The organism is Enterobacter cloacae (assembly GCF_013375935.1).
Classification (GTDB): domain Bacteria; phylum Pseudomonadota; class Gammaproteobacteria; order Enterobacterales; family Enterobacteriaceae; genus Enterobacter; species Enterobacter pasteurii.
The window spans coordinates 3,267,867-3,284,941 of sequence record NZ_CP056117.1 but is presented as its reverse complement, the minus strand read 5'-3'; the positions used below and the strand labels follow the sequence as shown (position 1 = coordinate 3,284,941).

Below are 17,075 nucleotides of genomic sequence, written 5' to 3'. Positions count from 1 at the left end.
GTCAGTCTAGCTTTCGCCGAGGGTTAAGCAATAATTATGTGAGGCATGGTCCTGAATATGCTCAGGAATTCACCGCCCACTTGCGGCGCTTTAGCGCATCGTCAGGCTGGTATTCATTATTCAGGCGGAAGTTACGCGTTCGCGTTTGTAGTTCAATCACCTGATTGCGCAGCACGTCTGATGAACCATTAAGTTCTTCTACCATCGAGACGTTGCTCTGCGTGACGCGCTCAAGCTCTGATAGTGCCTGAGTTATTTGTGAAATGCCTTTTTCCTGTTCCGACGTAGAGGCGGAAATATCATCCATCAGTCTGCTGACATTGCCCGAGCCGGCTACGATGTCGTGCATATTTTTTTCCGCCTCCGATACTACCGTGACGCCCTGGGTCACGTTATGGCTGGTGACTTCAATTAATGATTTAATATTTTTTGCCGCTTCGGCGCTGCGATGTGCCAGGCTTCGGACCTCACCGGCCACGACGGAAAACCCTTTACCATGGTCACCGGCTCTTGCCGCTTCCACAGCGGCATTAAGCGCCAGAATATTGGTCTGGAAAGCGATACCGTCAATCAGCGAGATAATTTCCGTCATCTGCTGGGCACATTCGGTTATCGATTGCATATTGTTTGCAACCTGCCCCATTAACTCCCCGCCCTTACGCGCCCGCATAGTCGCAGCATTCGCCTGCTCGCTGGCTAAACGGGTATTGTCTGCATTATTTTTGGTACTCGCCGCCATCTGTTCCATGCTGGCGGCCGTTTGGACCAGAGAGGCTGACTGCTGTTCTGTTTTGACGGAAAGCTCCGCGCTGCGGGAAGAGAGCTGTTCAGAAAGCGTCATGGCAGTATGCGACGACGCGCGGATCTCACGCACCAGCGTTGCGATATTGCTGGAGAGACTATTAATTCCCGGGATCAGCCGCCCCGCACAGTTGTTACCGAACTCGGGAATCGACACCCCAAGGTTACCCGACGTGACTTCTTCAATACTTTTTTTCACCGTATTGATCGGCGTCACAAGGTATTTTGTCATGTACGCCCAGAGTAAAAATAAGGCGACAGATTGAACAATAATAACAGCAATAAAAAGCGACAAGCTGCCTGAGAATATTGTTATCACTCCATCACTTACCAAAAATACACATAAAAGAAAATAGGTAATAAACGTCCTGACACTAATATTTCTTAGCATACATTTTCCTGCGGCTTTATATTTGGGTTGGCAATAAGGGTTATAGCATTGCCGGGTAATTTTGTCCTCAGGTTCGTTACTAGATTACTTTTTTGCTGTTTAAATTCATTTATTTAATTTTAACAGCCGCAACATGCTGCCTTAAGGCAAACTAAAAGATATCAGTTTTGTTATAATGCATCCGTAAAAAACGTTAGCGGTATATTTAAGAAGTAATACCTTTAAGTCATATTGTTTAGTGACGCTTAATAAGTTAGCGCTGGTAATATATACATGCTGCATGGGATAGCGTACATACCTTTTAAAGTTTTAGTTCACTATTGTTAAACGATTGCAGGATTGCTTCGGGCGCTAATGCGATTACAGCTATCGTAATCGCACCGCGCCCTACTCTTTCGATTCTAGTGCTTTTCAATGTACATAGTACGACTGTACGCCACGTCCTCTGGGTTATTTATTGGATATCCTTTGACCCAGGGCTTAATGAGGCGGCCATTGGTGTATTGATAAATCGGAGCAATAGGTGCCTTTTCTGTCAGGATCTTCTCCGCCATATTGTAGTCGGCATTACGCGCTTTTTCAGTGGTTTCAAGCGTCGCCTGATTAATAATCTTGTCGTACGCCGGATCGTTGAAGCGCGAGATATTCCCGCTATGGGAGGAGGTGAGCAGCGACAGGAAAGTCGACGGCTCGTTGTAGTCCCCTACCCATGACGCACGGATGACGTCAAAATTCCCGGTGTTACGGCTGTCGATGTAGGTTTTCCACTCCTGATTCTGCAACTTGACGTCAACGCCCAGGTTTTTTTTCCACATAGATGCAACCGCAATCGCAATTTTTTGATGATTTTCGGACGTGTTGTAGAGCAGCGTTAATTTTAACGGGCGCTGCGGGCCATAGCCTGCTGCCTGCAATAACGTTTTCGCCTGAGCATTCAGCTCCTGTTGCGACATCTGCTCAAATGGCGAGGTTTCCGGCGTGAAACCGGCAGTCACATCGGGAGTGAAGTGCCAGGCCGGCTTCTCGCCAGTTCCCAGCACTTTTTCCGCCATGATCCGCCGGTCGATAGTCATGCTGAGCGCCAGACGCACGCGGGCATCAGCGGTTGGGCCTTTTTGCGTGTTAAACGCGTAGTAGTAGGTACCCAGCTGCGGCGGCGTGTATACCTGCCCAGGGATATCCTTAAGCAGCTTCTGATACATGTTTTTTGGGAACGATTCGGTTATATCAATATCGCCCGCCAGATAACGTTTCGTTGCTGATGACTCCTGATTGATCGGCACGAAAGTCACTTTCTGAAGCACCGTTTTGGCGTTATCCCAGTAATGAGGATTCGGCTCAACCACCAGTTTTTCATTAACCACACGATCTTTCAGCACATACGCACCATTACCGACGAGCGCGCCTGGACGTGTCCACTCTTTACCGCTTTCGACGTTGGCCTTTTGGACAGGATAGAACGCAAAATTAGCCGTAAGATTGCTGAACCACGGCAGGGGCTTGTCGAGCTGAACGCGCAGCGTTTTCGCATCGACCGCCGTTACGCCAAGGGTGTCTGGTGCAGCTTTGCCATCGATTATGGCCTGAGCGTTGTTAATTCCAGCCAGCGCCGCAAACCAGGCGAAAGGTGAGGTCGTTTTCGGGTCAACCAGACGACGCCAGCTGTAAACAAAATCCTGCGCCGTCACCGGGCTACCGTCAGACCACTTCGCGTTGTCTCGCAGGGTAAACGTCCAGATCCGGTTATCATTGCTTTGCCAGCGCGTCGCTACTCCCGGCACCAGCTCCCCTTTTTCATTTTGATTCACCAGCCCTTCATAAAGGTCGCGGATCACCTGAATTTCCGGTAATCCCACCGCTTTTGCCGGATCGAGGGAAGCGGGTTCATCTTTGATATGTCGAACCAGCTCCTGTTTTTGCGCCAGAACCGTTCCCTGGGGAACATCCGCGGCATATGAAAGTGATGAGAGCCCGCACAGCCACAGCGCAGTACAAAGAAGCGAAACAGGATGCTTCATACGATCCCCTTAATGATTTCAGGTAACAGGCAGATGCGTAATTATTTGTTTCGAAACGGAGAAATGCAAATGCTTCCTCCTGAAAGTTGATGTCAGGCAAATTTCTACACGAAAGGAAACTATTTGATTAAGCGCGGGTTTTGCACAACACTGCCAGAAGCGATTTCATCATCAGGGTTTACTATGGCAACCACCCGACCACGAACGGAACGCGGCGCCTTTCCGCCCGGTACTCAACATTATGGCCGCTCCTTTTTAGGCGCTCCATTAATCTGGTTTCCCGCTCCCGAGGCCGATCGCAACAGCGGCTTGATTATTGCGGGGACGCATGGCGACGAAAATTCGTCCATCGTGACGCTCTCCTGCGCGCTGCGTACGCTGGCTCCCGACTTGCGGCGTCATCATGTGATTTTGACCGTTAATCCGGACGGCTGTCAGCTTGGGCTACGGGCGAATGCGCGGGGGGTTGACCTTAACAGGAACTTCCCGGCGGCAAACTGGCGCGCCGGTGAAACGGTGTACCGCTGGAACAGTTCGGCGCAGGAGCGGGATGTGGTCCTGCTTACGGGCGACAAGCCCGGCTCCGAACCCGAGACTCAGGCGTTATGCCAGCTTATTCATAAGATCCACCCGGCCTGGGTTGTCTCTTTCCACGATCCGCTCGCCTGTATTGAAGATCCTCGCCATACGGCGCTCGGACAGTGGCTCGCAGATGCGTTTGCCCTTCCTCTGGTGACCAGCGTCGGCTATGAAACTCCCGGATCGTTTGGCAGCTGGTGCGCCGACCTCGGCCTGCACTGTATCACCGCAGAGTTTCCGCCCATCTCCTCGGACGAAGCGAGCGAAAAATACCTGCGGGCAATGACGGATCTCCTGCGCTGGCAGCCTCAGAGGTGAAGCACGCCGGAGGTGAAATTCAGGGCGGGCGATACATCAACCGCGAGCCAGGTTGGGCCATCCAGATCGGCAAAACGCACGCTGTTCGCCAGCGGGAGCGCTGCGCCAATCGCCCTGGACGTGCAGAGCATACAGCCCAGCATTAAGGTAAATCCTTGCGCCTGCGCGTCCTTTGCCAGAGCAAGGGCTTCGGTTAATCCACCGGTTTTATCGAGCTTAATGTTCACCATCTCGTAGCGGCCCTTCAGGGCCGACAGGCTTTCGCGAGTATGGCAACTCTCATCAGCACATACCGGAAGTGGATGAATGAAATTTGCCAGCGCGGCATCATCTTCCGCGGGTAAAGGCTGCTCAAGCATCGCAACGCCCAGGTCGGCCAGCAGCTGACAGCGCGCTGCCAGCCCTTCGCTATGCCATGATTCGTTCGCGTCGACGATCAGGGTTGCCTCAGGCACCGCGGCGCGAATGGCGACCATGCGTTCGCTTATCATACGGTCGTCGAGCTTTACTTTTAACAACGTCGCGCCCGTGGCATACAGCGCCTGGGCGCTGGCCGCCATCTGCTCCGGTTCACCAATAACTACCGTTTGCGCGGTGACGACCGACGCCGGTAGCGTAATTTCCAGCAGCGAAGGGAGCGTTTTGCGCTGTTTCGCCGCCTCAAGGCTCCAGAGAGCACAGTCGATAGCATTGCGGGCTGCGCCAGCCGGTAAGCGCTGCTGGAGCGCTTCACGCGTAAGGCCGGTCTGAAGATCGGGCACAACCGTCATTATCTGCGCCATCACCGACGCCAGGCTTTCACCGTAGCGTGGATAGGGCGTACATTCCCCGACGCCCTTCACGCCGTCCTCTTCACATTCAACCACCACCACGCGGGCCTCATTACGGCTGCCGCGCGAGATCACAAATGGGGTATGCAATGGCCAGGCTTCTTCATAGACCTTAACACTTCTCATCACTGACTCCTTGCAGGCCGGTAAGGCGTAAAATTGGTTTGCCGTGCTAACTGCGGATGACATACACTAGCCACGACGTTAACTATTTGTAAACAGGAAGATATCCATGTCACAACTCGTTCATTTCCAGGGCAACCCGGTTGCTGTTGCAGGTTCCATTCCACAGTCCGGCAGCAAAGCACAGCCTTTCACTCTGGTTGCTAAAGATCTGTCTGACGTCACGTTGAGCCAGTTTGCCGGCAAACGCAAAGTCCTGAACATTTTCCCAAGCATCGACACCGGCGTCTGCGCCGCGTCCGTGCGTAAATTCAACCAGCTGGCGACCGAAATGGACAACACCGTGGTGCTGTGCATTTCTGCTGACCTGCCGTTTGCCCAGTCCCGCTTCTGCGGCGCTGAAGGCCTGAGCAACGTCATCACCCTTTCCACCCTGCGCAGCCCGGATTTCCTTGAGAAGTACGGTGTTGGCATTTCCGAAGGTGCGCTGAAAGGCCTGGCCGCGCGCGCGGTGCTGGTCATTGATGAAAACGACAACGTTGTTTTCAGCCAGCTGGTAAATGAAATCACCACCGAACCGGATTACACCGCGGCACTCGACGCCCTGAAAGCGTAATCGTAAAAAAGCCTCTGCAAAGAGGCTTTTTTATTTATTCTTCACCCTTCTTCTGACTCAATCCGTACTCGCGCAGCTTATTGGCAATCGCGGTATGCGACACCCCAAGGCGCTTAGCCAGCTTGCGGGTACTCGGATAGCTACGATAGAGCTGCGTCAATACCGAGCGCTCGAAACGGCTGGTGATATCGTCCAGCGAGCCTTCCATTGCCTCTTCGCCCACCGAAACCGTTCCGGCATCGTAATCCGGCAATAAAATATCCTGCGGTCGCAGTTCATATCCTTCCAGCTGGGTCAACGCACGGTAGACCGCGTTTTTCAGCTGACGAATATTGCCCGGCCAGCCGTAGCGGGTCAGTACGGTGCCCAAATCGGCGGAGAGCTTCGGACGCGGAACGCCCTGCTCATCGGCAAAGCGGGCCACGAACAGCTCCGTCAACGGCATGATGTCCTGCGGGCAATCGCGCAGCGGCGGAATATTAAGGGTCAGAACGTTCAGGCGATAGTATAGGTCTTCCCGGAAGACGCCCTTCTGAACCAGCTCCACCAGGTTTTTCTGGGTGGCGCATATCACGCGCACGTCAACGTGCACTTCATGATCTTCCCCTACGCGGCGGAAAGTGCCGTCATTCAGAAAACGCAGCAGCTTCGCCTGCATGCGTGGCGACATTTCGCCAATCTCGTCCAGCAGCACCGAGCCGCCGTTAGCCTGTTCAAAAAAGCCTTTTTTACCTTCCGGCGCATGGCCGAACAGTTCGCTTTCAACCGCGTCTTCCGGGATAGAAGCGCAGTTAAGCGCCAGATAGGGTTTCGCCGCACGCGGGCTGGCCAGATGCACGGCATGCGCCAGCAGATCTTTTCCGGTACCGGTATCGCCGGTGATAAGCAGCGGCGCGGTCAGATTTGCCAGCTTGCGCGCCTGCTCAACCACGTGACGCATCTTCGGGCTTACCGCAATGATCTGGCTGAAGGCACCGACATCCTGGCTTGAAAGATTCTGCAACTGGCGGCCCATGCGCACGGTGGAGCGCAGCATGATCACGGCTCCGGTCAGCACGCGCGCGTCGTTTTCCCCTTTCAGGTAGACCGGCGTGATCTCCATCAGGAAATTCTGTCCGTTGATCGCCACGTGTTCGCTGTGGGTGTTTTGCGGGCTACTCTCCAGCCAGCGCTGGAAATTAAAGCCAGGGATCAGCTGCGTGGCGTGGTGGCCGATGATTTTTTCCTGGCTCTGCGCAAACAGCTGGCAGCTGGCCTGATTGACGCGCTCGACTTTATTTTTCAGATCGAGGGACAGGAACGGCTCCGGCATCGCTTCCAGCAGCGCGCTCAGGGCCAGGTGTTCACGCTCGGACGGCATCCATGGAATGGTGCGTACATCCGTAACGCCAGCGATACGGCGGATTTCCGCCATCAGGCTGCTGAAGGTATTAAATTCAATTTCGGCAAAATTGAGGTAAATTCGCCCGACAGGGTCGATCTCAATGCCACGTAAATCAATGCTACGTAAAACAAGAAGATCGAGTAACTCGCGGGTCAGACCGAGACGGTCCTCACAAAAGACTTCCAGACGCATGGGAAATTCACCGTTTAAGCCATTAACAGTAAAATGATATGTCAGATCGCGGTGTTCGGGAAGGTGGCTGTCAACAAATATTGACAGCCAGCACGATTAGTAAACAAAACCTCACTGAGCAGGTTTTTTGTTAAGCGTATCCTTGAGCTGGCCAATCAGCTCGCGCCGGAAATCGCCTAAACGCGGCTTGTCGCCGTCAATCCAGGGTAAAGGACGACAAACCTCCATCGCTTTGATTCCCAGGCGTGCCGTCAGCAGACCGGCACCGATCCCCTGCGCCGCTCGCGCGGACAGACGTGCCGCGAGATCCTGCGACATCCAGTCCATTCCTACCTCGCGCACCAGTTCGCTGGCCCCGGCGAAGGCGATATTCAGCAATACCAGCTTGAACAGGCGCAGCCGGCTGTAATAGCCGAGCTCAATGCCATACAGTCTGGCGATGCGGTTGATCAGGCGCAGGTTGCGCCAGGCAATAAAGGCCATATCCACCATCGCCAGCGGGCTGACGGCAATCATCAGCGTGGATTCTGCGGCTGACCGGCTTATTTCACGCCGTGCCTGCGCATCCAGCACCGGCTGAACAATATGGGCATAGAGCGTGACCACTTCCCGATCGTTCTGCGTTTCGTGGATCGCCGCGTACCAGCGCTGAAGCGCCGGATGAGAATGATCTATCCCGGCCTGAGCCGCCAGCTTTTCACAAAAAGCACGCCCTTTGCCCGTGCCGTGGCTGTGAAGAAGATCCCGCGCCTCATCACGTTCGTGGGCACGCTGTCGCAAACGCCAGAGCCGTCGCCACTCGGTGACCACTGACCCAACGCCCGCACCAACGATCAGTGCCCCGGCTGCACAGCCGCCCAGCGCCACCCAGTCCTGCGTCTGCCAGGCATTGATGCCCCACTGTACGCCCTGCCCGATTACGCTCGCACCGAAAAGGACCAGCCCGGCGCTGACCATCCTGCGCCACAGGCTGCGTTTCGGGCGCAGCGCCGCGTCAACGACCGCTTCCGCCTGCCCCTCTTCAACCAGCGGCTCTTCTGCCAGCACCGGCGCAAAATTGTCGGCCTGCGGGCCGCTAAAGGTGTGCGCCGTTTTGAACACCTCCTCCGGTGTCTGCTCAAGCTGGCCAGTAAAATCAATGCGTGGCTTTAACGGTTCCGTCATCGCAATTTATCTCCAATCAAAAACTCCAGCGCTGCATCCAGGCGGATGTGCGGCAATGGCTGGTCAACGTTCATCACCTGCGGACGGAAGGCTTCAAACTGAAACCCCTGATTTTGCCAGAAGGCCTGGCCCGGCAGACGCGCCGGGACTTCCCCCGGATAGACCGTGAGCGGTTCACCATCGCTGAGGCGATTACCGCGTAATGCCGGGATTTTCTCGCCATTCACGTCGATCAGCCCACTCTGGGTGGCCTGTACGGACGCCAGCCCCAGGCAATCCATACCGATCCCTTCGAAAGCCGCATTCTGCCATGCATCCTGCACCAGCTGTTGCAGCAGGGAAACCATATTGGCGTGCTGATCGACCGTCACGTGATCGGCCTTTGTCGCGGCAAACAGCAGCTTGTCGATTACCGGAGAGAACAAGCGGCGAAACAGCGTTCGCTGGCCGTAATGAAAACTCTGCATCAGCTGCGTCAGTGCCAGTCGCATATCGTTGAACGCCTGCGGCCCGCTGTTGAGCGGTTGCAGGCAGTCCACCAGCACTATCTGACGGTCAAAACGTAAAAAGTGATTTTTATAAAAACCTTTAACGACTTTTTCACAGTAGTAATTGTACCTGTCCCGGAGCATGCCGGCGTTGGTGGTTTTGTCCGCCTGCGCCAGTTTCACTTCACCAATGCCGTCAACGTCCGGCCACGGGAAAAACTGCAGCGCGGGGGCACCGGCTAAATCTCCCGGCAAAACAAACCGACCCGGCTGGATAAAATGCAGCCCCTCCTGCTTGCACTGGTGCAGGTAGTCCGTCCAGGCCTCGGCTATTGCTGCCAGACGGTTTTCATCCGCTGGCGCCAGCGGATCCAGCCCTTCGCAAAGTTGCCGCCATTTTGTTGACCAGTCCGCACGCTGCCCCTGCAACAGGCCGGTCATCTGTCGGGACCAGCTCAGGTAGTCCTGCGCCAGCATGGGTAAATCGAGCAGCCATTCGCCAGGATAATCCACAATTTCAAGATAGAGCGTGGACGTCTCTTTAAAATGGCGCATCAGCGATTCGTTAGAGCGAAAACGAAGCGCAAGACGAATCTCGCTCACGCCACGCGTTGGCGTAGGCCAGGCGGGTGGCTGTCCGTACAGCTGCGCCAGCCCTTCATCATAGGTGAAGCGGGGGATGCCAAAATCACGCTGCGGCACACGTTTCACGCCCAACAGCCGCTCCTCGCGCACCGCGCTAAGCAGCGGCAGCCGTGCCCCGGCATGCAGGTTCAAAAGCTGATTGACCATTGCCGTAATAAATGCGGTCTTACCGCTGCGGCTCAGCCCCGTCACGGCCAGACGCAAATGCCTATCAACGCCACGGTTCACCAGAGAATTGAATTCGTTTTTAAGTCGCTTCATCGCCATCCTTCATTGCCTGGAAGCCGGAAAAGAGTCACTTCAGAATACAATAAATTGGGGCAGATCGTTGATTATCAATTCTTAATTATTGCTATTGCCGTTTTCTCTCCAGTAAGATGGGCGCCATTGCTGTCCGTCTGGAGTGAGTAAGGTGTATGTCACCCACGATCTATGATATTGCACGCGTTGCTGGCGTTTCGAAATCAACCGTGTCGCGCGTTCTGAATAAACAAACGAATATATCTCCCGAGGCGCGTGAAAAAGTGTTGAAGGCGATAGAAGAATTAAATTATCAACCTAATAAACTTGCCCGCGCGCTTACCTCTTCTGGCTTTGACGCCATTATGGTTATTTCGACCCGCTCAACCAAAACTACCGCAGGCAATCCTTTTTTCTCTGACGTACTGCATGCCATCACGGCAAAAGCGGAAGAAGAAGGTTTTGACGTCATTTTACAAACCTCAAGAAGCAGTGAAGACGATCTGCAAAAGTGCGTGGGTAAAATAAAGCAGAAGATGATCAAAGGGATCGTCATGCTGAGCTCACCGGCTAACGAATCTTTTTTCGCCACGCTGGATGAATACGGTGTGCCGGTAGTCGTTATTGGTAAAGTGGAAGGTGATTATCAGAATATATACTCTGTCGATACGGACAATTTCCACGACAGCGCCATACTGACAGATTCTTTTATCAGGCATGGGCGAACGAAAATTGCCTGCCTGCATGCCCCGCTTGATTATCACGTTTCAATCGATCGTCTCGCGGGTTATAAATCCAGCCTTGAACAACAGGGATTTGCTATTAACCCGGATTGGGTTATTGATGGCGGATATACCCATGAAAGTGCACTTCAGGCGGCGTGTAAATTGCTCTCTTCTGGTAACCCGCCTGACGCGGTTTTTGCCACGGACAGCATGAAATTGCTGAGCCTCTATCGTGCCGCGGATGAGCTGAATCTGACGATCCCTGAACAGGTCGCCATAGCGGGATACAGCGACCCGATGCTGTCTCTCATTTTGACCCCTGCGCCCGGCGGTTTTGATATTCCGACGAGAAAGCTGGGTGAAGAGAGCTGCGACCTGCTGTTCAGGTGCATTGCGGGTAAAGCTGCGCCACATAAGGTACTGGTCGAAACGCATTTTTCAGATGCGGCTTCGCTGCGCTAAAAACCAGGGGCATTCGCCCCTGGTAACCGGTTATCAGAACGCGTAATTCACGCCGACACCCGCATAGTGGAAGCGATCGCTATCTCCTTCGTCGTGATTTTCCCATTCGTAGGCATATTCCAGCGTCATGGATACGCCATTTGCGAAGTCATAAGCATAGAGCAGCCCCAGGCGATTGAAGTCATGCCCTTCACGGGTTGGATCGTCCTGCCAGTCCCAGTTTGACCAGCGGTCAAGCCCAAGACGGGTATAAGGCGTCAGTGTCGTCTGACCTAATGAAACAGGCAGGTACGCGCGAATTTCCTGCGTGGAAAATTCACCGTTATTACGTGAACTGTCCATATTAAAACCACGCTCTAAATAGTAATTAACCTTTGCAGAGACGGTTTCATTTATTGTCCAGGTAAAGCCGGTTTCCGTTTCGACACGGCTGTCAGAATAGCCGGTTTTTCCCAGGTCATTTGCAAACTGATACATGGCAAACCAACCGCCAAAACGCCAGTCATCGGTTAATTTCAGGTCCCAGTCCGGCTGAATTTTGTAGCGCTGCATATTGGCACTACCGTCTTTTGCCCCGTGCTCATCTTTAAAATGATATCCATAATTGCGGAAACCACCCGTAAGACCCAGCGTAAAATCATCGGTGCCAATGAAGCGATACCGTAATTCAAATTCCGGACGGTCAAAATAGGTACCGCGCGTCATGCTGCTGTAATCAACCGGACCTTCCTGATACATGGCAAGTGAAATGGTCCACGCATCGTACGTGGCGTTAAACCACACGGAAGGTTCATATAATCCATCTTTATCGTCGCCCTGTCCTTCGACGTTTTCAATTTCATACATGGCCCCAATATTAAACTCCCAGCGTTTTGCTGTTTCTGTTGCTTGCGCGCAGCTAACCCCTGCGCACAGAACGAGCGCAGCACTTCTTAGTAGAGTACTCATTAAAATATTCCTTTATAATTAACTAACAAAAAAACCGGAAACTTTCATTTCCGGCGAACACCTTTCTTATCTAATAGCTAATTCAGTATCAGCATCGAAGAAATGGCATTTATTCATATCGAACTGGATGCCGATATTATCTCCCGCTATGTAGTCATTTGCCGCCCCTGCTCGGACAACCAGTTCATGCCCGCCCACTGTGGCATACAGCATAAACTCCGCCCCGGTCAGTTCGGCGACGCTGACTTTTGCCGTGATCTCTCCCCCGCTGCTCTGCGGGGTGAGAATGTCTTCCGGACGGATGCCAAAGACGACCGCCTTACGCTGGTAGCCCTGCGCATTCAGCTCAGCCAGCTTGTCTTCAGGGATCTCCAGACGCAGCGTTTCCGTCACGAAATAGCGATCGTCGATTGCACCGCGAATAAAATTCATCGCCGGTGAGCCGATGAACCCTGCCACAAACATATTTGCCGGCTCGTTGTACACCTGCTTCGGCGCACCTACCTGCTGAATGATGCCGTCTTTTAAGATCACGATACGGGTTGCCATCGTCATGGCTTCCGTCTGGTCGTGCGTCACGTAAATCATGGTGGTGTTAAGCTTCTGGTGCAGCTTGCTGATTTCGGCACGCATCTGCACACGAAGCTTGGCATCAAGGTTAGACAGCGGTTCGTCCATCAGGAATACCCCGGCTTCGCGTACGATAGCCCTGCCCAGCGCCACGCGCTGGCGCTGACCGCCGGACAAGGCGCCTGGTTTACGCTGGAGGTAGTCACGTAACCCGAGGATTTGTGCCGCCCAGCTGACGCGTTCTTCAATGACGGATGGCGCGATTTTTTGCATTTTCAGGCCAAACGCCATGTTGTCGTAGACCGTCATATGCGGATAAAGCGCGTAGTTCTGAAAAACCATGGCGATATCGCGGGACTTGGCAGGCACATCGTTCATGCATACCCCGTCAACGATCAGTTCACCCGCGCTGATCTCCTCAAGTCCGGCAATCATGCGCAACGTCGTGGATTTACCGCAGCCCGATGGACCGACAAAAACTATAAATTCTTTGTCTTCAATTTCGAGGTTGAAATCCTTTACCACGTGAACCTGGTTATCATAGATTTTCTGAATGTGTTTCAGAGACAGTTGAGCCATCATTAATTCCTTATCAATGCGCCCGGGATGCCCAGAACGCCGTCAGGCATTTCCAGGTCAGTTCCCGCGTTGAATGAAGTTGTAATCCCGCATGGTTCAGGCCAGGCCCAATCCCGACCGACAGCATTCCTGCGGCGTTGATTGCCTCAACGCCTGCTGCGGCATCTTCGATACCGATAGCCTCTTCAGGACGTACGTTCAGCCCTGCACAGGCCGCGAGGAATATCTCCGGATCCGGCTTTGAGCGGCGGATCCGCGAGGCATCCGCGCAAAAATCGAAGGCCTGATGAATGCCCAGCGCATGTAAGATCCCCGGGGCGTTGAGCGATACTGACGCCAGCCCAATTTTGACCTTCGCCGCACGGATATCCGCCAGCACGTCGCGAATGCCCGGCAGCAGCGAATCCTGCGTCAGCGATGACAGCGACTGGACATAGAGCGCGTTTTTCTTTGCCGCAAGAGCCTCACGCTGCTCATTGCTGAACATCCCCGCTTTCCCCCCATGCTTCAGGATGCGCTGGAGGGAATCCATACGGCTAATCCCCTTCAGCTGTTCGTTAAACACCTCGTCGAAGGTGATGCCGATCTCCTGCGCTACGGCACGCCAGGCGAGAAAGTGAAGATGTGCGGTATCGGTAATCACACCGTCCAAATCAAATACAACAGCGTTAAGCGTCATGGCGCCCCTCCGTGGTAGCGGTCCCATTAACGGATGCAAGAAAGTCCTTATAAGCGCAGACCTTCCGCCCCGTTATATCCAGCGTTTTGCCCCACAGCGTCAACCTGACAGGTGCAGTAGTTTCGATGGTTAACCGGCCATCTTCACAGGTCACATGCACTGTGGCGTCCCGCCACCGCAGCGGGAAGGCAAGCCTGCTCCAGCGAGCGGGCAGCGTCGGCGCAAGGTGCAACTCCCCTTCGATGATTTGCAGGCCAGCAAACCCCTGAATGGCACCGGACCAGATCGCACCCGTAGCCGCGGCATGAATACCGTCATCGCTGCTGTGCGGATCGTCACCCAAATCAATAGCGATACCGTCTCGCCAGAAGGCATAGGCTCCTTCGGTGTCACCGCAGCGCGCGAGAACAATCCCGTGGATGGCTTTACTCAGCGACGAGTCATGGATGGTGCGTGGCTCATAGAAGGCCAGATTGGCGGCACATTGTTCCGGCGTAAACCGCTCCGGCAGCAGGTAGTTAAGCATCACAACATCGGCCTGCTTTAGGATCTGCATTTCATTGACTTCCGCGCGGGAGTAATCGAGCAGGATGGTCTGTTTACCCGCATTCGCTTTATAGCGGGTCAGGTCAATCGCCGGTTTTGCCATAAAGGTGTCATCCTGTGGGATAACCCCGTCTGCATTAGCATCAGGCAGCCACAGGCGCGCCAGGAACCGTGCGGCATTATCCGTGAATCGCGCATCTTCCCGCCCAAACATCGACATAAACTGGCGCGCGCAGGCTACGTTGTGCCAGGCCAGATAGTTGGTGTAGGCGTTGTTGTTGACATGCTCGGTATATTCGTCAGGGCCGATCACGTCATGGATCTCAAGGCGACCATTCGTTTCCGTCGCGCGCCCCATCCAGAAGGAAGCGGTTTCCATCAGCAGCGTCAGGCCTTCATTACGCATAAAGGCATCATCGTGCGTCGCCTGCCAGTAAGCGACGACGGCCCAGGCAATATCCGCCACGATGTGGTGTTCAGCGAGCGCGGAAGCGACCTTCTGGCGTACCCCGGTGCGGATGTTGATTGCGGCAAACTCAGGCGTCTCCTCTTGTCCGCTGGCGGCGCTCTCCCACGGGAACAACGCCCCCGGCCAACCGTTACGGCGGGCTTTTTCACGGGCGCCTGAAAGGTTAAGCCAGCGATAGCGCAGCAGGGTGCGGGCAATCTGCGGGCGCGTAAACAGATGAAAAGGCAGCAGGAAAATTTCGGTATCCCAGAATACGTGCCCTTTGTACCCCTCGCCCGTCAGCCCTTTTGCGCCGATGCTGCTTCGCTCGCTGTGGGCTGGCGTCATTGTCGTCAGATGCCAGACGGCGTAATCCAGGGCCATCTCATCCTGATGTTCAGACGACTCAACCTCTACGCGACAGTCGCGCCAGACCTTTTCCCAGGCGCTGACGGAACGCTTGAGCAACGCTGCGTAACCCCTTTCTGCACACGCTTTTAACTCAGCCAGCGAATGGCGGGCAAACGAGTCTTGCGAAAGGGCTTTATCACTGCGGTGGGTAACCCAGACCAGCTTTTCAAAAGTTACGGTGTCACCTTTATTAACGGTCAGCGCATGGTGCGCCATTACGCGTCGATTTTTGGCGGTAAAGCAGCTGTCGCTTTTTTTAGACAGTCGGCAGCAGGCCGAAATCACCACGTCAGAAACGCGATTCTGCGTTTCATACACGCCCTGCATATAGTGCTCATCAAAAACTCTGACGGATATCTCATCCAGATGCTGCTTCCCGCTGTTGGTTTGGGTCGCGTCGATTCCGGTTTTCAGAACAACGCGGGAATCCGCATCAACTGGCGTGATGGAAAGCTGCATGGCGACCAGCGGCAGCTGGTCCAGCGAGACAAAGCGACGGCTTTCCAGGCGATAGCGTTTTCCCTCCGGCGAGCACCAGAGAACGCTGCGGCGCAGTTCCCCGCTGGCGAAGGCCAGTTCACGGTGCCAGTCAAGAATTTCGCCGGAAAGCAGCGTAAAATTGATGCCGTCCAGTTCAATATCGATGCCTGTAATATCGGGCAGATTGACCAGCTCGTTCGTTTCATTGCGCCCCGCACGATGGTACAGGCCCGCCAGATACATGCCTCTGGTCTGCTGGGTGTAATCTTCTTCATGCGTGGCGCGAACGCCCATATAGCCGTTACCGCAGGCCATTATGGACGCGTACTTATTCAGGCTATGCGGGCAAAAGCCCGGGTCGGTTAATACAGACTGGATCAGCATAACGTCACGCTTTCCCCTGTTTCCGCCGCTTTATATAACGCTGCGACTAACTGCTGGATCACCAGCCCCTGTTCCGCATCGGCGATCATAACCGGCTCGCCCATCACGTGGCGCACAAAAGCATCCATACTGCGCAGATGACGCCGATCGTCTGCTTCTTCACGCTGCGTTAGCGTCTGCAAAACACCGGCTTCGTCGTTGTAAATGTGTGCCGGGAACAGCGTTGCGCCTGCCTTATCACCACAGAATGAGATATTCATGATGGACTGCTCGCGAATATTAAGCGCGAAGGAGGTATCCAGACGCAGAACGCTGCCATTGCTGAACTCAATTGTCCCGAAAAGCGCATCTTCGACGGTGAACTGTGCGGGATCCCACTCACCGAACTGGCCGCTGTGTTTCTGGTTCCCAAGCCTCTGAAAGCTGTGCGCGGTTACCCGCTTCACGCTCGGGAACCCCAGCACGTACATTGCGGCATCCAGCATATGAATGCCGATATCGATCAGTGGCCCACCGCCCTGCAACGCTTTATTCGTAAACACGCCCCATCCCGGTACGCCGCAGCGACGCAACGCCTGCGCGGAGGTGAAATAAACTTCGCCCAGCGTGCCGTTAATGACCGCATTACGCAGCAGTTGGGTATCCAGGGCAAAGCGATGGTGAAAATCATATGCCAGCACTTTGCCCGCCTTGCGCGCGGCGATGCGCATCTGGTCGGCCTGCTGCGGCGTCATCGCCGGGGGCTTTTCACACATCACATGGCAGCCAGCCTCGAGAGCCGCCATCGCATGTTCGAAATGAAATCGGTTAGGCGAACAGACGCTCACCACATCCGGTTTTACAACCTGCAGCATCTCGTGCGCGTCCTGCCATGCCGATGGAATAGCATAACGGTCCGCGAACGCCTGTGCCTGCTCGAGGCGGCTGTCCATGACAGCCACCATCTGAACATCACTGCGCGAGGCGTAATACGAGGCATGCACTTTGTCCGCGACCTGGCCTGCACCAATAATGGCGACGCGCAGAGGCGAAGGTGTAGAAGCACTCATCACGC

Annotated in this window: 14 protein-coding genes; 3 read left to right on the top strand and 11 right to left on the bottom strand. The window is 54.4% G+C overall.

All coding sequences use genetic code 11. From position 1 onward, the window contains the following. Positions 1 to 61: 61 nt before the first annotated feature. A complete protein-coding gene (locus HWQ14_RS15405) occupies positions 62 to 1,192 on the bottom strand; it encodes a methyl-accepting chemotaxis protein (protein WP_176610186.1) in 1,131 nt (376 codons plus the stop codon). A gap of 401 nt (positions 1,193 to 1,593) precedes the next feature. Then, a complete protein-coding gene (locus HWQ14_RS15400; protein ID WP_176610185.1) occupies positions 1,594 to 3,210 on the bottom strand; it encodes a peptide ABC transporter substrate-binding protein in 1,617 nt (538 codons plus the stop codon). Positions 3,211 to 3,393: 183 nt separating this feature from the next. Here HWQ14_RS15400 and mpaA point away from each other — a divergent pair, with 183 nt between their 5' ends. Then, positions 3,394 to 4,107 (top strand): murein tripeptide amidase MpaA, encoded by a 714-nt coding sequence (gene mpaA, locus HWQ14_RS15395; RefSeq protein ID WP_176610184.1) that lies wholly within the window; start codon positions 3,394 to 3,396, stop codon positions 4,105 to 4,107. Here mpaA and ycjG read toward each other — a convergent pair. Next, positions 4,098 to 5,063, bottom strand: a complete 966-nt coding sequence (gene ycjG, locus HWQ14_RS15390; RefSeq protein ID WP_176610183.1) for an L-Ala-D/L-Glu epimerase — start codon at positions 5,061 to 5,063, stop codon at positions 4,098 to 4,100. The genes mpaA and ycjG overlap by 10 nt on opposite strands. Before the next feature lie 106 nt (positions 5,064 to 5,169). On the opposite strand from ycjG, the gene tpx reads away from it, so the two are divergent. Next, the gene (tpx, locus tag HWQ14_RS15385) at positions 5,170 to 5,676 is read left to right on the top strand and encodes a thiol peroxidase (protein WP_176610182.1); all 507 of its coding nucleotides are present in this window, start codon (positions 5,170 to 5,172) and stop codon (positions 5,674 to 5,676) included. Positions 5,677 to 5,710: 34 nt separating this feature from the next. Here tpx and tyrR read toward each other — a convergent pair whose 3' ends face one another. The 3 genes from tyrR to HWQ14_RS15370 all read right to left on the bottom strand — a co-directional run bounded on the left by tyrR (position 5,711) and on the right by HWQ14_RS15370 (position 9,810). Next, positions 5,711 to 7,252 carry a transcriptional regulator TyrR gene (tyrR, locus tag HWQ14_RS15380; RefSeq protein ID WP_148419708.1) on the bottom strand — a complete coding sequence of 514 codons (1,542 nt, stop codon included), beginning with the start codon at positions 7,250 to 7,252 and terminating at the stop codon, positions 5,711 to 5,713. A 111-nt stretch (positions 7,253 to 7,363) separates the two neighbouring features. Then, entirely contained in the window at positions 7,364 to 8,416 is a 1,053-nt protein-coding gene (locus tag HWQ14_RS15375; RefSeq protein WP_148419707.1) for a YcjF family protein, read from the bottom strand. Next, positions 8,413 to 9,810 (bottom strand): YcjX family protein, encoded by a 1,398-nt coding sequence (locus tag HWQ14_RS15370; protein ID WP_148419706.1) that lies wholly within the window; start codon positions 9,808 to 9,810, stop codon positions 8,413 to 8,415. Before HWQ14_RS15370 ends, HWQ14_RS15375 begins: the two co-directional genes overlap by 4 nt. Positions 9,811 to 9,965: 155 nt before the next feature. Between HWQ14_RS15370 and HWQ14_RS15365 the strand changes: the two genes are divergently transcribed. Beyond that, positions 9,966 to 10,976: a LacI family DNA-binding transcriptional regulator gene (locus tag HWQ14_RS15365; RefSeq protein WP_176610181.1), complete on the top strand. Its 1,011-nt coding sequence runs from the start codon at positions 9,966 to 9,968 to the stop codon at positions 10,974 to 10,976. A gap of 33 nt (positions 10,977 to 11,009) precedes the next feature. Here the strand turns inward: HWQ14_RS15365 and HWQ14_RS15360 are convergent, their stop codons facing one another. The 5 genes from HWQ14_RS15360 to HWQ14_RS15340 form a co-directional block, all read right to left on the bottom strand. Then, positions 11,010 to 11,924, bottom strand: a complete 915-nt coding sequence (locus tag HWQ14_RS15360; protein WP_176610180.1) for an OmpG family monomeric porin — start codon at positions 11,922 to 11,924, stop codon at positions 11,010 to 11,012. A gap of 66 nt (positions 11,925 to 11,990) precedes the next feature. Then, complete coding sequence (locus HWQ14_RS15355; RefSeq protein ID WP_176611208.1) at positions 11,991 to 13,073, bottom strand: ABC transporter ATP-binding protein; 1,083 nt, start codon at positions 13,071 to 13,073, stop codon at positions 11,991 to 11,993. A gap of 13 nt (positions 13,074 to 13,086) precedes the next feature. Then, the gene (gene pgmB / locus HWQ14_RS15350) at positions 13,087 to 13,752 is read right to left on the bottom strand and encodes a beta-phosphoglucomutase (protein WP_176610179.1); all 666 of its coding nucleotides are present in this window, start codon (positions 13,750 to 13,752) and stop codon (positions 13,087 to 13,089) included. Then, positions 13,742 to 16,021: a glycoside hydrolase family 65 protein gene (locus HWQ14_RS15345; protein ID WP_176610178.1), complete on the bottom strand. Its 2,280-nt coding sequence runs from the start codon at positions 16,019 to 16,021 to the stop codon at positions 13,742 to 13,744. Before HWQ14_RS15345 ends, pgmB begins: the two co-directional genes overlap by 11 nt. Continuing rightward, entirely contained in the window at positions 16,015 to 17,073 is a 1,059-nt protein-coding gene (locus HWQ14_RS15340; protein ID WP_176610177.1) for a Gfo/Idh/MocA family protein, read from the bottom strand. Before HWQ14_RS15340 ends, HWQ14_RS15345 begins: the two co-directional genes overlap by 7 nt. Positions 17,074 to 17,075: the final 2 nt, after the last annotated feature.

Coding starts and splice junctions, on each gene's coding strand:
- HWQ14_RS15405 (WP_176610186.1), bottom strand. CDS start 1,192: ATGCTAAGAAATATTAGTGTCAGGACGTTTATTACCTATTTTCTTTTA.
- HWQ14_RS15400 (WP_176610185.1), bottom strand. CDS start 3,210: ATGAAGCATCCTGTTTCGCTTCTTTGTACTGCGCTGTGGCTGTGCGGG.
- mpaA (WP_176610184.1), top strand. CDS start 3,394: ATGGCAACCACCCGACCACGAACGGAACGCGGCGCCTTTCCGCCCGGT.
- ycjG (WP_176610183.1), bottom strand. CDS start 5,063: ATGAGAAGTGTTAAGGTCTATGAAGAAGCCTGGCCATTGCATACCCCA.
- tpx (WP_176610182.1), top strand. CDS start 5,170: ATGTCACAACTCGTTCATTTCCAGGGCAACCCGGTTGCTGTTGCAGGT.
- tyrR (WP_148419708.1), bottom strand. CDS start 7,252: ATGCGTCTGGAAGTCTTTTGTGAGGACCGTCTCGGTCTGACCCGCGAG.
- HWQ14_RS15375 (WP_148419707.1), bottom strand. CDS start 8,416: ATGACGGAACCGTTAAAGCCACGCATTGATTTTACTGGCCAGCTTGAG.
- HWQ14_RS15370 (WP_148419706.1), bottom strand. CDS start 9,810: ATGAAGCGACTTAAAAACGAATTCAATTCTCTGGTGAACCGTGGCGTT.
- HWQ14_RS15365 (WP_176610181.1), top strand. CDS start 9,966: ATGTCACCCACGATCTATGATATTGCACGCGTTGCTGGCGTTTCGAAA.
- HWQ14_RS15360 (WP_176610180.1), bottom strand. CDS start 11,924: ATGAGTACTCTACTAAGAAGTGCTGCGCTCGTTCTGTGCGCAGGGGTT.
- HWQ14_RS15355 (WP_176611208.1), bottom strand. CDS start 13,073: ATGGCTCAACTGTCTCTGAAACACATTCAGAAAATCTATGATAACCAG.
- pgmB (WP_176610179.1), bottom strand. CDS start 13,752: ATGACGCTTAACGCTGTTGTATTTGATTTGGACGGTGTGATTACCGAT.
- HWQ14_RS15345 (WP_176610178.1), bottom strand. CDS start 16,021: ATGCTGATCCAGTCTGTATTAACCGACCCGGGCTTTTGCCCGCATAGC.